This window comes from Lysobacterales bacterium (assembly GCA_019634735.1).
In the GTDB taxonomy this organism is placed as follows: domain Bacteria; phylum Pseudomonadota; class Gammaproteobacteria; order Xanthomonadales; family UBA2363; genus Pseudofulvimonas.
The window spans coordinates 15,653-33,701 of record JAHCAT010000004.1 but is presented as its reverse complement, the minus strand read 5'-3'; the positions used below and the strand labels follow the sequence as shown (position 1 = coordinate 33,701).

Below are 18,049 nucleotides of genomic sequence, written 5' to 3'. Positions count from 1 at the left end.
TAACCGTGTCCCATCGGCGCCACCGACGGCGTCTGACCCGCTGAACCCGCAGCGGAGCCCGACCATGCGCCACCTCCTGCCCGCACTCGTCCTGGTGCTTGTCGCCACCCTGCCCGGCACCGGGCCGGCCGGTGCCGCCGTCTACCGGGTCGGCACCGGACCCGGCTGCAGCCATGCGACCGTGCAGGCCGCCATCGATGCCGCCGTGGCCAACCCGGGGACCGACACGGTGCTGGTACACCGCCAGCAGTCGCTGACCGGCCAGGCCCTGGTTATCGCCAACCCGGGTGGCCCGCTGATCCTGGTCGGCGGCGGCGAGGGCTGCCTCGACGACGACCCGGCACCCGGTGCGCGGACGGCACTGCTGGGCGGCCAGGCGCCGGTGATCTCGATCCTGGGCAGCAGCACCGCCGCCGTGGTGCTGCGCGGGTTGGACATCCGCCAGGCCCAGTTGCCCGGCAACCGCGGCGGCGGTGGCATCGACATCGCCGGCGGCCCGCATGCCGGCGTGCTCCTGATCGACACCTGGGTCCGCGGCAACCAGGCCGGCTTCGGCGGTGGTATCCGGGTATTCAACAGCGCGACGGCGACGCCGGCCAGCGTGCTGCTCGAGCTGCACGGCGACAGCCAGGTCGCCAGCAACTCGGCCACCGCCGGCAACGGCGGCGGCATCGACTGCCGGCAATCGACGATCCGCCTGTTCGGGCAGTCGCGGCTGTGGCTGAACTCCAGCAGCGGCAATGGCGGCGGCCTGCATGCGGTCGATTGCCACCTGCACCTGGCCAGCACCGGCCAGCTCGGCGCCGTCCTGGCGGTGAACACGGCGACCGGTTCCGGCGGCGGCCTGCACCTGTCCGGCCCTCAGGCCCGCGCGGATGTCGTCACCGTGGATCCGCAGCAGCCGACCCGGCTTTCCGGCAACACCGCCGGCCGCGACGGCGGCGCGCTTTCGCTGGCCGGCGGCGCCCAGGCCGCGGCCTACGACATCCGCATCGAGAACAACATCGCCCGGGGCAGCGGCGGTGCGGTGTCCCTCCACGACAGCCGCGGCAGCGGCAGCGGTACCCACCTGCTGCTGCAGGGCACCACCCTGGGCGCACCGGCCGGCGCCAACACCTGCGCCAACGCCGAATCCTGCAACCTGCTGGTCGGCAACCGGGCGGAGGCCGCCGACGGCACGCCCCGTCCCGGCGCCGCGATTCGCATCTACGGCGAGCAATGGCAGTGGCCACGGGTCGGCGCCACCCTGCGCGGCACGCGGCTGCGGGGCAACACCGGCGCCTCGCTGGTCTACTTCAGCCATGATTTCGGGCAGTTCGCCATCGACGGTGGCGTGATCGATGGCAACACCAGCCAGGGCCCGCTGCTGCATGCGCCGGGCGAGTTCAATTCGGTGGTGGTCTCGGCCAGCACCCTGGCCAGCAATCAGGTCGCGACCGGCGAGGCCGTGCTTCGCGGCCGTGGCATATGCAACCTGATCAACTACGACGGCAGCCACCTGTACCGCAGCATCGTCTGGCAGCCCGGCCGCCAGGTGCTGAACGTGACCGCGGGAGCGACGACCGCCGCCTGCTTCGAGCACCTGCTGCTGCACCCGCAGGCCGGCCTGCCGCCGTCGCCGAGCCACCGGGTAGCCGACCCCCGCTTCCTGGACGCGGCCGGCGCGGATTTCCGGCTGCGCCAGGACTCGCCAGCGCTGGACGCGGCGCCCGCGCAACCGGCCAACTCCACGCGCGACCGCAGGCCGCGGGTGATCGATCTGCCCTGGATCGTCGACACCGGCGGCCCCCAGGACCTGGGCGCCTACGAACTCACCGACGACACCCTGTTCCGCAATGGCTTCCAGTGACCCGGCGCCTGGACCCGGCCGCCGGGCGCCGCGCCGGAAGCAGGCGATCCGGGCTACGCTGCGCCCGGTCCGGTGATCGCGACGGGGGCGACACGCCATGGATACCCGACGACTCCGCGCGCTGTTCGACCGGATGCTGGCCGTGCCGCCCGATGCGCGTGCCCGCTGGCTGGCCCGGGAGGTCGCCGACCCGTTGATGCGTGCCCGGCTGGCGGACCTCGCGGCCGCCGACCTGCGCGCCGATCCGCTGCTCGACGACACCGGCCGTCTGCATGCCTGGGCACTCGACGACGACGGCGGCGACGCGGCCACCGGCCCGGCCCCCGGCGAGCGCGCGGCGTCCGAGGCGATGGTCGGCCGGCGGGTCGGCGCCTTCGAACTGCTCGGCCTGCTCGGACGCGGCGGCATGGCCAGCGTCCACCTGGCCCGGCGTTGCGACGCCGACTTCGACCAGCGGGTGGCGGTCAAGCTGCTGCATCGCGACATCAGCGACCCGGTCGAGCAGCACCTGTTCCGGCGCGAGCGGCGCATCCTGGCCCGCCTCCAGCATCCGGACATCGCGCGGCTGATCGACGGCGGCGTCGACACCGACGGCACGCCCTACCTGGTGATCGAACATGTCGATGGCGTGCCCCTGCTGGCGCATGCCGCGGGCCTGGACTGGCGGGCGCGCCTGGCGCTGTTCGTGCGCATCGCGCGGGCCGTGCAGGCGGCCCATGCCGCCCTGGTCGTGCATGGCGACCTGAAGCCGGGCAACGTGCTGGTGACCCGCGCCGGCGATCCCAAGGTGCTGGACTTCGGCATCGCCCGGGTGATCGGCGACGACGAGCATGGCGAGGAGGCGCGCCTGCCGGCGCGCGCGACACCGGCATGGGCTTCACCGGAACGGCTGGCCGGCGCGCCGGCCTCGGTGGCTGGCGACGTCTATGCCCTGGGCCTGCTGCTGGCCGCCCTGCTCGAGGGGACAGCGGCACCGGCCAGCGTGAGGGCGGACCTGGAACGCGTGGTCGCCAGGGCGACCCGTGCCCAGCCCGGCCTGCGCCACGAGGCCGCCGGCAGGCTGGCCGACGACGTCGCCGACTGCCTGGACGGGCGTCTGCCGCGCAGCCTGCCGGCGCCGTCCTGGCGGCGCGCGGTGCGCGTGGCCGGTCGCCACCGGCTGGCCTTCACGGTGATCCTCGGCCTGACCGTGGCGCTGCTCGGCACGCTGGTGGTGGCCCTGCGGCAGGCCGACCAGGCCTCCCGCCAAGCCCTGCTGGCCGGCCGGGAGGCGACGCGTGCGAACACCGTGCGCGACTTCCTCGAGCAGCTGTTCGAACCGGTGCGCGAGGGCGTCTCCCTGGGTCGCATGCCGGCCCTGCCCGAGCTGGTCGCCGCCGGCCTGGCCCGCCTGTCGCAGGTCGACGACCTGGGGCCGGCGGAGAGGGTCGATCTGCTGCTGCTGTTCTCCCGGCTCTCCGGCAATCTCGGCGACCGTGCCCAGGCGCTGGCCCTGGGCGAGCAGGCCCACGACCAGGCCCGGATCCATCTCGAGCCCCGCCATCCGCTGGCGATCGCCGCGCTGGCGCGCCAGGCGCGGCTGCACCTGGCGACCGGACATCTGGCTCCGGCCGAAAGCCTGTTGAACGAGGCGGCCGAGCGGCTGCGCGGCGGCGACCCGGACGACCCCGCCTGGATCGACGTGCTGGACGATCTCGGCGTTCTGGCGATGGAGCGCGACGATCGCGAGGCGGCCCTGGCCCACAAGGAGCAGGCCCTGGCCGCGCGCATCCGCCGCCATGGGGTCGCCGGAAAAAGCACCGCGGCCGGCTGGAACAACCTCGGCTATGCCCTGGTCGGCGTCGGTCGCCACCGCGACGCCGCCGACGCCTACGAACGCGCGCATGCCATCGACCTGCGGCACCGCGACCCGGGCAGCTACGACGTGCTCAACACCCTGTCCAACTGGGGCTGGGCCCTGGTCCAGGCCGGCGAGTCGCGATCGGCCCGGCCCCTCCTGGCGCAGGTCGACGACGGGCTGCAGCGGGTGCCCGGGCAGCCGCGCGGCCTGCACCTGGTCAACCTGCAGAAGCTGTGCCTGGTCGACATCCAGCTCGCCCTGCCGGAGGCCTCGGACAGTTGCGGGCGCATGCTGGCGCTCAGTGCCGGCATGGCCGGCGTGGACTCGCCAGGCCATGGCGACTCGCTGAGCTTCGAAGGCCTGCGACTGCTCGGCCGGGGCGCACTGAGCGAGGCGGCCGATCACCTCTCGTCCGCCTGGGCACGCCTCCCCGACCCGGTGGCGCATCGCCGCAACCGCGCCCGCGTAGAACGTCTGCGCGCCGAGATCGACCTGCACGAGCAGCGACCGGCGGCGGCCCTGGAGCGCCTGCAGGGACTGCGTGGCGTGTTCGATGGCGCTGCCGACCGCGCGGCCGCGGTCCTGGTGGAGGCGCTGTCGGCCCTGGCCTGCCAGCGCGCCCGGGCGGACTGCGCCGACCCCACCGCCCTGCACGCCGTCCGAGCGACCCTCGACCGCCTGGCGCAGGACCGGACACCCGGACTCACCCTGCCCCGCCTGGTGCTGGCGCTCGCGGTGGCCGAAGCCGGCGCGACCGCCGAGGCTCGCGCGCTGGCCGCCGACGCTGCGACCGATGCCGCCAGCGCCTTGGGCGAAGCGCACCCCTGGGTGCGCGCCCTGCAGGTGCTCGCCGATCCCGGCGCGGCCGCGACCCGCTGCGACCCGCCCGGCGCCGCGTCCGACCCCTGGCTGCAGGCCGCCTGTACCTGCGCGCACGCCTGCGTCGGGCGTTGAGGACTGGCGTCGCCCAGTGGCTGGGGACCGGGGACCGGGGGAGCAAGGACCAAGGCGTTCTGGGTTCCAGGTTCCGGATTCGGGATTCGGAACGCGAACTGTTCGCTTGTCCTTCCGGGAGGCCTGACCAGCGTCGGGCCTCGCGCAGGGTCGTGGCCGGACCGCGACGCCATTCCGGTCGTCAGTCGCCCGCCTCGCGTTGCAGGCGGTCGTCGAGCGCCCGGCGCGAGCGCTCGCCCAGGCGCTGGCAGGACGAGGCATCGGCCAGGGTGCCGGCGGTCTGGCGGCCGAACAGGTCGGAGGCCTCCGGATGGGCGGTGACCAGCAGGTCGCAGGGCAGGCCGGCGACCTTGTCGATGCTGGCGCGGAAGGCGGCCAGCGCGCGCGGGTCGGCACCGAAGCGGAAGTCCGGCGCCGACACCGCGGTCAGGCTGTCGGCATAGACCAGGTCCAGGCAATGCGCGCCCTCGCAGCTGCGCCAGCTCCAGGTGGTGCCGCCGGGCGTGTGGCCGGGCGTGTGGTGGGCGGTGAGTCGCAGCCGGCCGAGCCGGATCGACTCGCCGTCGGCCAGGCCGTGCGCGCCGGCCACCGCCGGGAAGCGCATCGAGCCGCCCGTGGGATCGGCCTGCGGATCGCCCGACAGAGCGTCGCCCAGCGCCAGCGCACGGGCGCCCTGGGGGCTGGCGGCGACCCGCGCGCCGGTCGCCGCGGCCAGGGCGGCGATGCCGCCGGCGTGGTCGAAGTGGGCGTGGGAATTGACGACCCAGCGCACCTGCGCGGGGTCGAAGCCCAGGCTGCGCAGGTTGTCCAGCACCTGCGGCGCCGACTGCGGCAGGGCGCCGTCGAGCAGGACCAGGCCGGCGCCGGTGTCGATCAGCAGCACGCTCAGCCCGCGCGGGCCGACGTACCAGGTGTCGCCATGGATGCGGAACGGCGCCTGCGGTGCGTTCCAGGCCGCACAGGCGCGACAGTCCATCGGGGCATCCGGCGCAGGCGGCGCCGGCGAAGCCGCCCGTGCGGTGCCGGCGACGAGGGCGAGCGTTGCGACGGTCAGGGCGGCAAGAGCGGGCAATCGGGCCATGGGTGTGGTCAGGTCAGGGCTGGGATCGGCAGCCTGGGGCCCCGTCCGGGCAGGCCGCGGGCGGCAAGTGGCGCATTGCGGGCAGGCGCCGACGACATCTCAGGCAACGCCTGCCGCATCCGCCGTGCCGACACCCCCGCCCGGGCTGTAGACGGTGACCGCGCCGCCGCGGGCGAAGGCGAACAGCGCCAGCCCGGCTTCCCGTGCCAGGCGCACCGCAAGCGTGGTCGGCGCCGAGATCGCCGCCAGCGCCGACAGACCGGCGCTGGCGGTTTTGTGGACCAGCTCGTGCGAGGCCCGCGAGGTGACCAGGGCGAAGCCGCCGTCCAGGCCGGCGCGGGCCCGGGCGCCGATGACCTTGTCCAGGGCGTTGTGGCGACCGACGTCCTCGCGCACCAGCAGGCCGCCTGCGTGCACCACGGCGGCGGCATGCAGACCGCCACAACGGGCGTTGAGCACCTGCAGGGCCGGCAACGCGGCAAACGCGGCGGCGACCTCGGCAGCACTCGGCACCGGGCCGGGCGGCAGGGCCGGCGTCGGCCGGATCGCCGCGGCCAGCGAGGCGGCACCGCACAGCCCGCAGCCGACCGGCGCGGTCAGCGCGCGGTTGCGTCCGGCCAGGGCATGGAAGCGCGCCGGCGGGATCGCCATCTGCACGGCGATGCCGGCTGCGCTGGCACGGATATCGACCAGGTCCAGCTCGCCGGGCGCGGCGACGATGCCCTCGGCCAGCGAATGGCCGAGCGCGAAGTCGGCCAGGTCGCCCGGGCTGGCCATCAGCACGGCATGGTCGTGGCCGTTGTAGACCAGCACCACTGGCACCTCGACGGCGACCTCGTCCAGCACCGCCATGCATGCACCGGCCTCATGGCGCTCGCCCGGCAGGCGATCCAGCCCGGGCTGCACCGCCGCTTCGCTCATGGCGCCGGCCGCGCTTCCAGGCGCACCGGGATCGCCTTGCTGGCCGGCGTCCGCGCGCCCTGCGCGTGGTGCGACAGCGGCACCAGCGGGTTGGTCTCCGGATAGTAGGCGGCCACGCAGCCGGCCGGGATGTCGTACTCGACCAGGCGGAAACCGCTCACCCGCCGCTCGCCGTCGTGCCACACCGAGACGATGTCGACGCGCTGCCCGGCCGCCAGTCCCAGGCGCGCGAGGTCGGCACCGCCGATGAACAGCACCCGGCGCTCGCCGTGGATGCCGCGGTAGCGGTCGTCGAAGCCGTACACCGTGGTGTTGTACTGGTCGTGGCTGCGTACGGTGGTCAGGGTCAGCAGGTCGCCGGAGTCCGCGGCGCCCTCGCCCCGCAGGGCATGGTGGATGAAGCGCGCGCGACCCCCCGGCGTGCGCCACTCGCGCTCGCGCGCCGGGTTGCGCAGATGGAAGCCGCCCGGCACCCGCACCCGGGCATTGAAGTCCTCGAAGCCCTCGACCACCCGGGCGATGCGCGCGCGCAGCGCGTCGTAGTCGTCGGCCAGCGCCTGCCAGGGCGTGGCGCTGCCGGGCAGGGTGGCGCGCGCGATGCCGGCGACGATCGCCGGCTCGGAGAGCAGGTGCGGCGAGGCCGGTGCGTTCATGCCCGAGGACAGGTGCACCATGCTCATCGAGTCCTCGACGCTGACCGCCTGGCGGCGGCCGGCGACGCGGTCCAGTTCGGTGCGGCCCAGGCAGGGCAGCAACAGGGCCGCCTCGCCGTGCACCAGGTGCGAGCGGTTCAGGCGGGTGGCGACGTGCACGGTCAGCGCGCAGCGGCGCAGCGCCGCGTGGGTGAACTCGCTGTCGGGCGTGGCGGCCGCGAAGTTGCCGCCCATCGCGATGAAGGCCCGGACCCGGCCGGCGTGCATGGCCTCGATGGTGCCGACCGTGTCCAGGCCCGGCGCGCGCGGCGGCTGGAAGCCGAACTCGGCGCCGAGCCGGTCCAGGAAGGCCGCCGGCGGCCGCTCCCAGATGCCCATGGTGCGGTCGCCCTGGACGTTGGAATGGCCGCGCACCGGGCAGGCCCCGGCCCCGGGCCGGCCGATGTTGCCGCGCAGCAGCAGCAGGGCGGCCAGCATCTGGATGGTGGCGACCGCGCGCGGGTGCTGGGTCAGGCCCATGCCCCAGCAGGCGATCGTCGCCGGGCTGTCGATGTAGACGCCGGCGGCCTCCTCGAGCTGCGCGCGCGACAGGCCGCTGCCGGCCTCGATGTCCGGCCAGGGCGTCGCCAGCACGGCGTCGCGGAAGACGTCGAAGCCCGCGCAGTGCGCGGCGATGAACGCCTGGTCGATGGCGCCGGCCTCGAGCACCGCGCGCGCCAGTCCGGTGATCGCGGCGAGATCGCCGCCGACCCGCACCGTGTAGTAGTGCGAGGCCAGCCGGGTGCCGCGGCCGGTGACCAGCTCGACCGGATGCTTGGGGTCGGCGAAGCGTTCCAGGCCGCGCTCGCGCAAGGGATTGAACACGACGATGCGGCAGCCGCGACGCGCCGCCTGGCGCAGCTCGCCGAGCATGCGCGGATGGTTGCTGCCGGGGTTCTGGCCGAAGATGAAGATCGCATCGGCGCGTTCGAAGTCGGCCAGGGTCACCGTGCCCTTGCCGACCCCGATCACCTCGGGCAGGGCCAGGCTGGTCGGCTCGTGGCACATGTTCGAGCAGTCCGGCAGGTTGTTGGTGCCGAACTCGCGGACGAACAGCTGGTACAGGAAGGCGGCCTCGTTGGAGGTGCGCCCGGAGGTGTAGAAGGCCGCCTGGTCGGGGTGGTCGAGGTCGCGCAGGACGCCGGCGATGGTCTCGAAGGCCTGTTGCCAGGACACCGGCAGGTAGCGGTCGCTGGCCGCATCCCAGGCCATCGGATGGGTCAGCCGCCCGACCGCCTCCAGGGCGAAATCGTCCCAGCCGGCGAGCTCGGCCAGCGGGTGCCGGGCGAAGAAATCCGGGTCGGCACGGCGCGCGGTGGCCTCGGCCGCAACCGCCTTCACCCCGTTCTCGCAGAACTCGAAACTGGAATGCGGATTGCGGTCCGGCCAGGCGCAGCCCGGGCAGTCGAAGCCTTCGGGCTGGTTGACCCGCGCCAGGGTGCGCGCGCCCTTGCCGACGATGCCCTGCTCGCGCAGCGCCTTCAGCGAACTGCGCAGCGCGTCGAGGCCGCCGGCGGCCTTGTCGTAGGGGCGGTGCGGGTCGGTCATGGCCCGATGGTAGAGCCGGCCGGCCAAAGGTGCCCAGGGCGTCCGCTCGCGGGGCAGCCATCGCCTCTGCACGGCGGCGTCGGCCGCGGCGGCGCGCCAGCAGCTGAGGATTCCCGAAAGGGCGCGGCTAGACTGGCGCCATGCACGACCAGGCGACCCGCTTGCTCGAGGCCTGGCGCGCCGGCGACGAGGGCGCGCGCGACCGGCTGATCGAGGCCGTCTATCCGGAGCTGCGCGCCGCCGCGGTGCGCCAGCTCGCCGGCGAGCGCAGCGGTCATACCCTGCAGCCCACGGCGCTGGTCAACGAGGTGTTCCTGCGCCTGGGCGGCGTCGCCCGCATCGACTGGCAGGGCCACGGCCACTTCGTGCGGGTGGCGGCGCGGCTGATGCGCGAGATCCTGGTCGACCACGCGCGCCGTCGCAACGCCGCCAAGCGCGACGGCGGCGAGCGGCTGTCGCTGACCCAGCTCGACATCGCCGGCGAACTGCCGGCCCTGGACCTGGAGGCCCTGGACGATGCCCTGGTGCGCCTGGAGGCACTGGACGCCGACAAGGGCCGGATCGTCGAGCTGCGCTATTTCGCCGGACTCACCATCGAGGAGACCGCCGCCGCCATGGCGATGTCGCCGGCCACCGTGAAGCGGCACTGGCAGGCGGCGCGGACCTGGCTGTACGACGCGCTGGCGGACTGAGGCCGGATGGACGCCGAGACCGAACGCCAGGTCCTGGACCTGCTCGCCGAGGGCCAGGCCCTGCCGGCCGACGCACGCGACGCCTGGCTGGCGGCCCTGCCGGTCAGCGTCGGCGTGCGGAAGCGCCTGGGACACCTGCTGGCACGCGACGATCAGGCCGGGAATTTCCTGGAGTCGCCGGCAAGCCCCGGGGCATCGTCCCTGCCGCAATTGCCGGCGGTCGGCGAGCGCCTGGGCCCGTGGCAGCTCACCGCCCTGCTGGAGGCCGGCGGCATGGGCGTGGTCTACCGCGCCCGGCGCGCCGACGGCGCCTATCGCCAGGACGTCGCGGTGAAGCTGGTGCAGCCGGCCTACCTGGCCGGACGCGACGCGCTGCGCGCGGCCCTGGTGGCGCGCTTCGCCGCCGAGCGCGACATCCTCGCCCAGCTCCAGCATCCCAACATCGCCCGCATCCTGGATGCCGGCAGCACCGCCGACGGCGTGCCCTACCTGGTCATGGAGTTCGTCGACGGCCTGTCGCTGACGCGCTGGTGCGAGACCCAGGGCCTGGACCTGCGCGCGCGCGTGCGCCTGCTGTGCCGGGTCTGCGAGGCGGTCGAGGCCGCGCACCGGCACCTGGTGGTGCACCGCGACCTCAAGCCCGCCAACATCCTGGTCGACGGCGACGGCCAGCCGCGCCTGCTCGACTTTGGCGTCGCCAAGCTGCTCGACCCGGCGCGCCCGGACGCCCGTCCCGAGGCCACCGCCGTGCAGGCGATGACGCCCGGCTATGCCAGCCCCGAACAGCTCCGGGGGGAAGCGATCACCACCCGCGCCGATGTCTACGCGCTGGGCGTGATCCTGTACGAGCTGGCCACCGGGGTGCTGCCGCACGACCTCGCGGGCCTGAGTCCAGCCCAGGCGGAACGGCGGGTCGGCGAGCAGACCGCGCCCAGCCTTGCCCAGGGCCTGGCCCGCGCCGTGCCTGCGGCGGATCGCGGCAACGCGCGCAGCCGCTTCGACAACGACCTGGAACGGATCGCCGGCAAGGCCCTGCACCGCGAGGCCGAACGCCGCTACGGCTCGGCGCGGGAACTGGCCGACGACCTGCGTCGCTGGCTGGATGGCCGCCCGGTCAGCGCCCATCCCGACAGCCGCGGCTATCGCCTGTCGCGCTTCCTGCGCCGGCACCGTCTGGCCAGCGCCACCGCCGCCCTGGCCCTGGCCGCGGTGCTGGGCGCGACCGCGCTGGCCCTGCACCAGGCCCGCCAGGCCGCGCGCGCCGCCGCCGACGCCGAGGGCATCAACCAGTTCCTGCTCGACATTCTGGCCCGCGCCGATCCCGGCAACACCAGCGAGGAGACGACGCTCGCGCAGGCCCTGGATGAGGCCGCAGCCCAGGTCGGTGCGCGTTTCGACGACCGCCCGGCACTGGCCGCCGGCATCCGCCACGCGATCGGCTACAGCATGGTCAGCCGCCACCGCCTGGAGGCGGCCCGGCAGCAACTGGCAACCGGTCACGCCCAGGCACGGGCCGCGCTCGGCGAGGACCATCCGCGGACCCTGCAACTGCTGCACGCGCTGGCCTGGCTGCACGAGTACGAGGGCCGCAGCGGCGAGGCGGAGGCCACCTTCGATCAGGTGCTGGCGCGCCTGCGCGATACCGGCCGGCGGCGCAGCAGCCTCGATGCCGTGACCCGCAACGACCTGGCCGTGCTGCTGCTGAACCGCTCGGCCTACGAGGAGGCGCGCGAGCACCTCGAGCAGGCCCTGGCCTTGGTCGAACGCCAAGGCGTCGAGGTCACCGTGCACGAGCACGCCAACATGGTCGCCAACCTGGCCCAGGCGCTGCACGGCCTGGACCGGCTCGACGAGGCCGACCACCTGTATGCGCGCGCCGCGTCGCTGCTGGCCGGCGAATTCCCGGATGGCAGCCGCGACATCGCCATCCTGCTCAACAACCGCGCCCTGCTGGCGCGCGACCGCGGCGACCAGGCCGGCGCCCTGGACCTGCTGGAGCGCTCGGTGGCGATGCGCCGCCAGGTCTATCGCGGCGACCATCCGGTGGTGGTGTTCGGCCTGGTCAACCTGACCCGGCAGGCACTGACCGTGGATCGGCCCGGGGACGCACTGGCGCACGCCGAAGAAGCGGTCGCCATGGCCGAGCGCCTGTTCGCCAGGCCGGCCGAGGAACAGGTCATGGCCCTGGCCGTGCTGGCCCAGGCCCTGGCACGCGGCAACCAGGCCGACGAGGCGCGTGCCCGTCTCGACCAGGCCGAAGCCGCCCTGGCCGCCCTGCCCGAGGGCAGCGAGCGGGCGGCCAGGCTGCTGGCGGACACCAGGACCCTGGTGGTCTGCGCGTCCGTAGCCGACGGAGAGGATTGCTGAACGGGCAACGCGCGCCCGGCGCCAGCAACGGGCCGGGTTGCGTCCTTGTCCGTGACTGGCCTGCTGCACTTGCCGCGATGCGGCATCCCGAGCTTCGCGAAGACCTGCCTGCGCCGGCCGGCGCCCGACCACGGTGGCGGGATCCGGCCGCATGGACGGGGGCACCAACACCTCCCCGCCCTGGCTCCGTGACGGCGCCACCGACGACGTGGCTTGCCCCAGCCCAGGTACGGTCATGAGGCCGCAGTTGCGGCCCCATGATGAAACCAGGCCAGCTGGCTGCGGCCATGGATGGCCGCTCGTCGAATCAACCGCGTAGGCAGTTGATTCGACGGGAGCGCGTGCGGGCCTGCGCCGGACAGGCGACTTGAAGAACGACCCGGGTGGTCGTTCTTCAACGAGCTGCTAGTTGGTGCAGTTCACCGCCTTCGTGTACAGCGCGGCGAAATCCGCATCGAACAACGGTCCCCACATCTTGCCGGGGTCGGAGCTTCTGATGAAGGAATTGACCCCCACTGCGAAGTTGCCGCCCACATGCGGTGTCGTCAGCTCCGCGATCCACGCGCCCCCGCTGGCGCCGAAGTTGAACGGGTTGTTGTTCATCTGGACGATGTTGCCCGAGATCGGTCCCTTGTCGCCAACGACCTTGTACATGTACTGGTTGCTGCCGTAGTTCTGCGGATAGCCGATCGCCGTCCATGACGTGTAGGGGATCTGCGTCTTCCATCCGAGCCAGCCGGCGCCCGAAGCGGACGTGGTTCGGATGAACGCATAGTCGTACCGGTAGTTGTTCGGGGGCGTGTACCACATGTAGTAGGCGCTCGCGCAGTTCCAGCCCACGGACTGACCGCCGCCGTTGCTGTAGGCGCGGCGGAAGTTGAAGTTCCTGTACCACGCCCCGGTCTGTCCGTCGCGAACGCAATGGGCGGCGGTCAGGACGATGTTGTTCTGCCCCGCGAAGGCGCCCGTGCAGGAGTAGTCCTTGCCATCGGGCATGGTGAAGAACAGCCTGCCCCCGTTCCAGAACGGGCGCTCGCCCACGTTGGCCCGTTCCGGCACGCCGGGGGTACTCGCAGTCGACTCGCCGCCCTCCATCGATTGGATGGTTACCGGTCCGCTTGGCGCCACCTCCTGCTGCAGAAGGCGTTGGAACTCCTCCTCGGAGACTTCCGGAACAGGAAGAGGCGTGGCGTTGTTCAGACGCTCTTCGGTCCAGTAGGCCTCCACGGCCTCCTGGTCCGCGGCGTCGTTGCGAATGACATTGTCCAGCGGAGATGCCCAAAGCGCTGTCCATCCGGTCGCGCACAGCGACCAGACGAAAGCCACGCCAAGCACTCTTCGCCCGATCAGGCCTGGAGAAGAATTCGCTGGAGGGGAGCAGGACACCAACTGCCCACAGGATCGCTGAGCCGAAACCGACATGAGGATCTCCTTCGCCGACGCGGAATGCGCGGCTTCGAGCCGTTCGTGCGTGAAGGCGTCCCCGGTCCGTCCCTCAGGGCTCATGCCCGCAACTGCCTGGCCGCCCTCACGGCACTCCGTCCCAGTTGCCGGATAGCACACGTGTATAGGTTTGTCAATCAGACTTGTAGTTTGCTAGTTCACTTGAAGAGCGCTGTCGAGCCTGCGGAGTGGCCGCAGGGCCACAGGCCGCGGCGCGCGCGGGCCAGGCTGCTTGTCGGCGACGGGCGAAAACTTCGATCGCCACACCAGCGATCTGGCAGCCCGGCCCTGCATCGGGCGTTTTCCGGCAGTCGTCCCGCCTGGAAACGGGTGGCACTCGAGTGTGTGCGCGCGGATTGCACGGCCGTCGCCGATCACGGCCGTGCTCGTGCAGGTCATCACGCTGCTGGCCAGGAGATCTCGACCAGATACTGGGCATGCACCCACTTCGGGGGTGCGCCGTTCGACCGTGTGCAGGATGCATGGCGCGGATCGCGCGGCGTCGTGTTGTTCAAGGCCGATGTTCGGTCGCGTGCTGCGCGGCGTTTCGATGGGCAAGTCCCCAGCCGAGCACGCTGCAATGAAACCGTCCCTGCTCCCCGCCCTGCTGTCGTGTCTGTTCGCACCCTCGCTGGCCGCGGCAACACTGCCGGACGACATCGGCATCGATGACCTGGCCTGGGCCGCGATCGAACGCCAGATCGCGGCCGAGGTCGATCGCGAGCGGGCCGCCGGCCCCTCCGGATTCGGGCGGGGCACCTTCGGCAGCGAGCATGGCCTGGTCCGTACCGCGGTCCTGGACTACCCATCGGACGGCCATGGCCAGACCAGCGAGGGGGCGCGCTTCGGACACAGCGTCGCCATCGATGGCGACTGGCTCGCGGTCGGCGCGCCGGGGGCGCTCTGGAACGATTTCAATCACGGCGTTGCCGCGCACGGCGCGGTGTTCATGTTCCGGCGCGGCGCTGGCGGCTGGACCCTGCACCAGCTCCTGGAGACCGCGTTCAGCCCGAACGGCGCCCGCTGCGGCCATGCCGTGGCCCTGCGCATGCCGCAGCTCGTGATCGGCTGCCCCGAAGCGGAAAATGCCGATGGCAGCCAGGTGACCGGCAGGGTGCGCATGGCGCGCTACATCCCGGCCAACGACTGGTTCTCGGTGAACATCACCATCAATGGCACCAGCAACGGCCGCTGCGGCAGCGCGCTGGCGCTCAGCGAGGACTATCTGGCCGTCGGCTGCCCCACCGTCGCCACCAGCAACCAGGGGGGTCGCGTGCGCGTCTATCGGGTCAACCCCTCCACGGGCAGCCCCTCCCTGGAAGTGACGCTCAGCCCGCCGAACGCGATGGCCAACGCTCGCTTCGGCGACAGTGTGGCCCTGAACCAGTCGCTGGGCATGCCGCCCCTGCTCGCCGCCGGCGCGCCGCTGCGCAGCCCGACCCCGTTCATTTCGGCCGGCGGCGTGCACGTCTTCGAGCGCAGCACCAGCGGCGACACGCCGGTCTGGACCCAGAGCGCCTTCCTCACCGCGCCGGCCCAGGCCTCGTTCGCCCTTTTCGGACTGTCGGTCGACCTGGTCCGCTCCAGCCTGCTGGTCGGCGCACCGAACGACTTCTGCCCTTCCGGCAGCCAGCGCTGCGGCCGCGTGTACCGGTACGCACGTTCGGGAAGCAACTGGAACTTCGCCGAAACCGGATTCCCGACCAACGTGCCGGGCGGTGTGGTGGCCGGCCCCGAGGCGGACATGCAGTTCGGCGCGGCGGTCGCCTTCGGCTTCGACTTCCATATCGCGGTCGCCGCGCCGAACACCAACGGCCCCCGCGCCCAGTCCAGTTCCACCGCGACCAATGTCGGCCTGGTCGAACTGCGCCGCCCGACCGGCAACAACTACAACGCCAACAGCTACCGGGGCGTGGTCCGCCCGGCGCCGCTGGCCGTGACCACCCTCGCCGAAGGCCGGTTCGGCACCGGTATCGACTTCAGCGTCGGCGCCCGGCGCCTGGCGGTCGGCTACCCCGGCGTCGGCAGCAGCCTGCCGGCACCGGGCGCCCGGCGCGGCCAGGTCTGGGTCTACGAGATCGACCAGCTGTTCGCCGACGGCTTCCAGAACCCCTGATCGGGCAACGCAGGAGATCGTTGATCCGCGGTCCTGGTCATGATGTGCCTCGGTCGATCCAGCGCCGCTGCATGACGCTGGAAACCCTCGCGGGCCTCGGCAAGAATCCCGCCGTCAGCCTTCCCGCCGTGGCCAGGTGATCCCAGCAGCCCAACGCTGGCGAAGGCTCACGATTCCGCCGGCGGTCAAATCACGACCTGGGACGCCATCGACGTCAGTCGCCCGTCATCAGTCGAAGCCGTGTTCGAACAGCGCGTCGCCGCGCAGGTCGAAGGCGGCCAGGCCGAAGCGGCGTTCGCCGTCGACGTGGCTGAACTGTCCGGCCAGCCATAGCGTCGTGCCGTCCGTCAAGGGCCGCATCATCACCGCCCTGCGATCCAGCTGCGGGCGCCAGGCGGTGTCCAGCGTGCCGGACTCGTCGAAGCGGAAAACCTCGTAGCCGATGCTTTGCCCCTCGGCGAGCATGGCACCGAACATCGGTCCGGTCGCTGCCCCGCTCACGACCGGCAGGGTCCACGGCACCGTTCGCTGCCACAGCGTCTGCGCCGGCGTGCCCGGCGCCTGTGAGACCAGGCTGATGCTTCCCCTCAGTTGCATGAACACCGTGCGCCCGTGAGCGACCACCAGCGGACCGCCGGAACGTACGAACAGGCTCGGCCGCAACCAATCGCCCACGATTGTGGTCCAGGTCGGATCCGCGAGACCCGGCGCCGCGCCCGCGAACCGCCTCAGGCGGCCATGGCCGGCCCCGGTGTAGACCCAGCCGTCCGCCAGGGCGATCGCCACCACCGTGGCATCGGCGACTACCGGCCGCCAATCGGCATCGAACGCGCCGGTGGCATCGAAACGCGCCAGCCGCGCCTGCGCCTGGCCGGCCACCTGGTCGAAGTTCCCGCCGACGTGGAGGCGGCCATCGGGGCCGAAGGCCAGGGCATCGACGGTGCCGTCCACCGCTGGCAGCCAGGTCGGGTCGGGCTGGTCGCTGTCCGCCTGCAGGCGCAGCAGGTGCAGCGGTTGCGGCAGATCGGGATGGTGCAGATCGCCGCCGACATGCACGCGACCGGCAGCGTCGACGGCCAAGGCCTTCACCTGGCCGGTCACGGCCGGGGCGAACCCGGGATCGATGCCGCCGCTTGCGTCCAGGCGCAGCATGCCCTCGCGTTCCATGCCGTTGGCATGGAAATAGTCCCCGGCGACGACGACACCGCCGGCCGGATGCGCGGCGACGTGGAGCACGTTGCCCGCGAGCGCGATCAGGTGGCTGCCGATGCGCGTGCCGTCCGCGCGCGCGACGCGAACCAGGCCGGCGCTCGGCGTCGCCCCGGTGCTGCGAAGCCGGCCGGCCGCCCACAGCGAGTCGTCAGGCCCCGGCACGATGGCCACCAGCGCGTTGCCCCAGGGCGCAGCCGGGCGCAGCGGCGAGTCCCAGGCCGGGTCGACGTCGCCGTGGCCGATCGTCGACACCCGCGCCATCGACGCACGTGCCAGGCCGCCGAACTGGCCGAAGTTTCCGCCGACGAACAGCCATGGCCCGTCGACATGCAGCGCATCCACGCGCTCGCCATTGAAACCCGTTGGCCAGTCCGGGTTCGGATGCCAGGTCGGATCGATGGCGCCGCTGCCGCTGGTCGACACCCGCAACAACCCGTGGCGCGGCGGCGATGCGGTCGCCAGCTGACCGGCGACGTAGAGCCAGCCGTCTTCGCCCAGGGCGATCGCAGACACCCGGCCGTTGTCCAGGAACGCCTGCGCCGGATCCCAGTCCGGATCGACGGCGCCGCTGGGCAGGACACGGGCAAGACCCTTGCGCAGGAACGACAGAGCAGGTGTGCCGATGCCATGGCAGCCCACGACATACAGGGTGCCGTCGGCTGCGACCAGCAGGCGCTGGATGCGCCCGGACGCCTGCACGGTCCAGAACGGATCGTGCGCGCCGGAGTCGGCGTGCAGCCGCACCAGCCCGTAGTAGATCGTGCCGGCTACCGACAGATACTCCCCCGCGACCAGCAGGCGCCCGTTGCCGTCGCAGGCCAATGCGCTGATGTTGCCCGTGACCGCCGACGTCCAGGTCGGGTCCGGCACGCCGGTGTCGCGGTCGATGCGCCGCAGGTTGACGTCGTCACCGCCCGAGGGTGAGGCCAGCGTGCCGGCGACGTAGATCCAGTCGCCGCAGTTGGTTGCGGTGGCGTAGTTGAGCCAGAGCCCGGAATTCTGCGTGCCGATCGGCGCCACCTGCCAGCCCGGGTAGGGCGTGCCGTCGGCCTGCAGGCGTACGACGCCGCGGCCGACGGCCCGGCCATTGGCCCAGTCGATGTCGCCGGCCGCCAGCAGGCTGCCGTCGTCCAGACGCTCCAGGATGGCGACCCGCCCCTCGCGAAGAAGCAACAGGTCGGGCTGCGCGCGCAGCACCGGCAGCGGCTCCTGCGCGGCCGCCGTCGGCATCCGGCCCGCCATCGCCAGGCCGATCAACGCTGTTGCCATCAGCCACGGGATTCGTCGATCGCGCTGCACGGCGGACGGGTTCGCGTGGCGATCCATGCGCGTTG

Annotated in this window: 10 protein-coding genes; 5 read left to right on the top strand and 5 right to left on the bottom strand. The window is 72.8% G+C overall.

Annotation, left to right across the window (positions count from 1 at the left end; all coding sequences use genetic code 11):
- Positions 1-64: 64 nt before the first annotated feature.
- Together KF823_05320 and KF823_05315 are read left to right on the top strand one after the other, a co-directional pair.
- Positions 65-1,849, top strand: coding sequence for a hypothetical protein (locus KF823_05320; protein ID MBX3725318.1), 1,785 nt, complete (start codon positions 65-67; stop codon positions 1,847-1,849).
- A gap of 97 nt (positions 1,850-1,946) precedes the next feature.
- Positions 1,947-4,643, top strand: a complete 2,697-nt coding sequence (locus KF823_05315) for a protein kinase (GenBank protein ID MBX3725317.1) — start codon at positions 1,947-1,949, stop codon at positions 4,641-4,643.
- Between the two features lie 181 nt (positions 4,644-4,824).
- Here KF823_05315 and bla read toward each other — a convergent pair whose 3' ends face one another.
- The 3 genes from bla to KF823_05300 form a co-directional block, all read right to left on the bottom strand.
- Entirely contained in the window at positions 4,825-5,724 is a 900-nt protein-coding gene (bla, locus tag KF823_05310; GenBank protein ID MBX3725316.1) for a subclass B3 metallo-beta-lactamase, read from the bottom strand.
- Between the two features lie 99 nt (positions 5,725-5,823).
- Positions 5,824-6,645 carry a formate dehydrogenase accessory sulfurtransferase FdhD gene (fdhD, locus tag KF823_05305; protein ID MBX3725315.1) on the bottom strand — a complete coding sequence of 274 codons (822 nt, stop codon included), beginning with the start codon at positions 6,643-6,645 and terminating at the stop codon, positions 5,824-5,826.
- Entirely contained in the window at positions 6,642-8,885 is a 2,244-nt protein-coding gene (locus tag KF823_05300; GenBank protein ID MBX3725314.1) for an FdhF/YdeP family oxidoreductase, read from the bottom strand. Before KF823_05300 ends, fdhD begins: the two co-directional genes overlap by 4 nt.
- Before the next feature lie 140 nt (positions 8,886-9,025).
- Between KF823_05300 and KF823_05295 the strand changes: the two genes are divergently transcribed.
- Entirely contained in the window at positions 9,026-9,577 is a 552-nt protein-coding gene (locus KF823_05295; protein ID MBX3725313.1) for a sigma-70 family RNA polymerase sigma factor, read from the top strand.
- A 6-nt stretch (positions 9,578-9,583) separates the two neighbouring features.
- Positions 9,584-11,944 carry a serine/threonine protein kinase gene (locus KF823_05290; GenBank protein MBX3725312.1) on the top strand — a complete coding sequence of 787 codons (2,361 nt, stop codon included), beginning with the start codon at positions 9,584-9,586 and terminating at the stop codon, positions 11,942-11,944.
- A 405-nt stretch (positions 11,945-12,349) separates the two neighbouring features.
- On the opposite strand, the gene KF823_05285 is transcribed toward KF823_05290, so the two are convergent.
- Positions 12,350-13,270 (bottom strand): trypsin-like serine protease, encoded by a 921-nt coding sequence (locus tag KF823_05285; protein MBX3725311.1) that lies wholly within the window; start codon positions 13,268-13,270, stop codon positions 12,350-12,352.
- Positions 13,271-13,967: 697 nt separating this feature from the next.
- Between KF823_05285 and KF823_05280 the strand changes: the two genes are divergently transcribed.
- Positions 13,968-15,503 carry an FG-GAP repeat protein gene (locus tag KF823_05280; GenBank protein MBX3725310.1) on the top strand — a complete coding sequence of 512 codons (1,536 nt, stop codon included), beginning with the start codon at positions 13,968-13,970 and terminating at the stop codon, positions 15,501-15,503.
- 228 nt (positions 15,504-15,731) lie between these two features.
- On the opposite strand, the gene KF823_05275 is transcribed toward KF823_05280, so the two are convergent.
- The gene (locus KF823_05275) at positions 15,732-18,041 is read right to left on the bottom strand and encodes a delta-60 repeat domain-containing protein (protein ID MBX3725309.1); all 2,310 of its coding nucleotides are present in this window, start codon (positions 18,039-18,041) and stop codon (positions 15,732-15,734) included.
- Positions 18,042-18,049 lie beyond the last annotated feature (8 nt).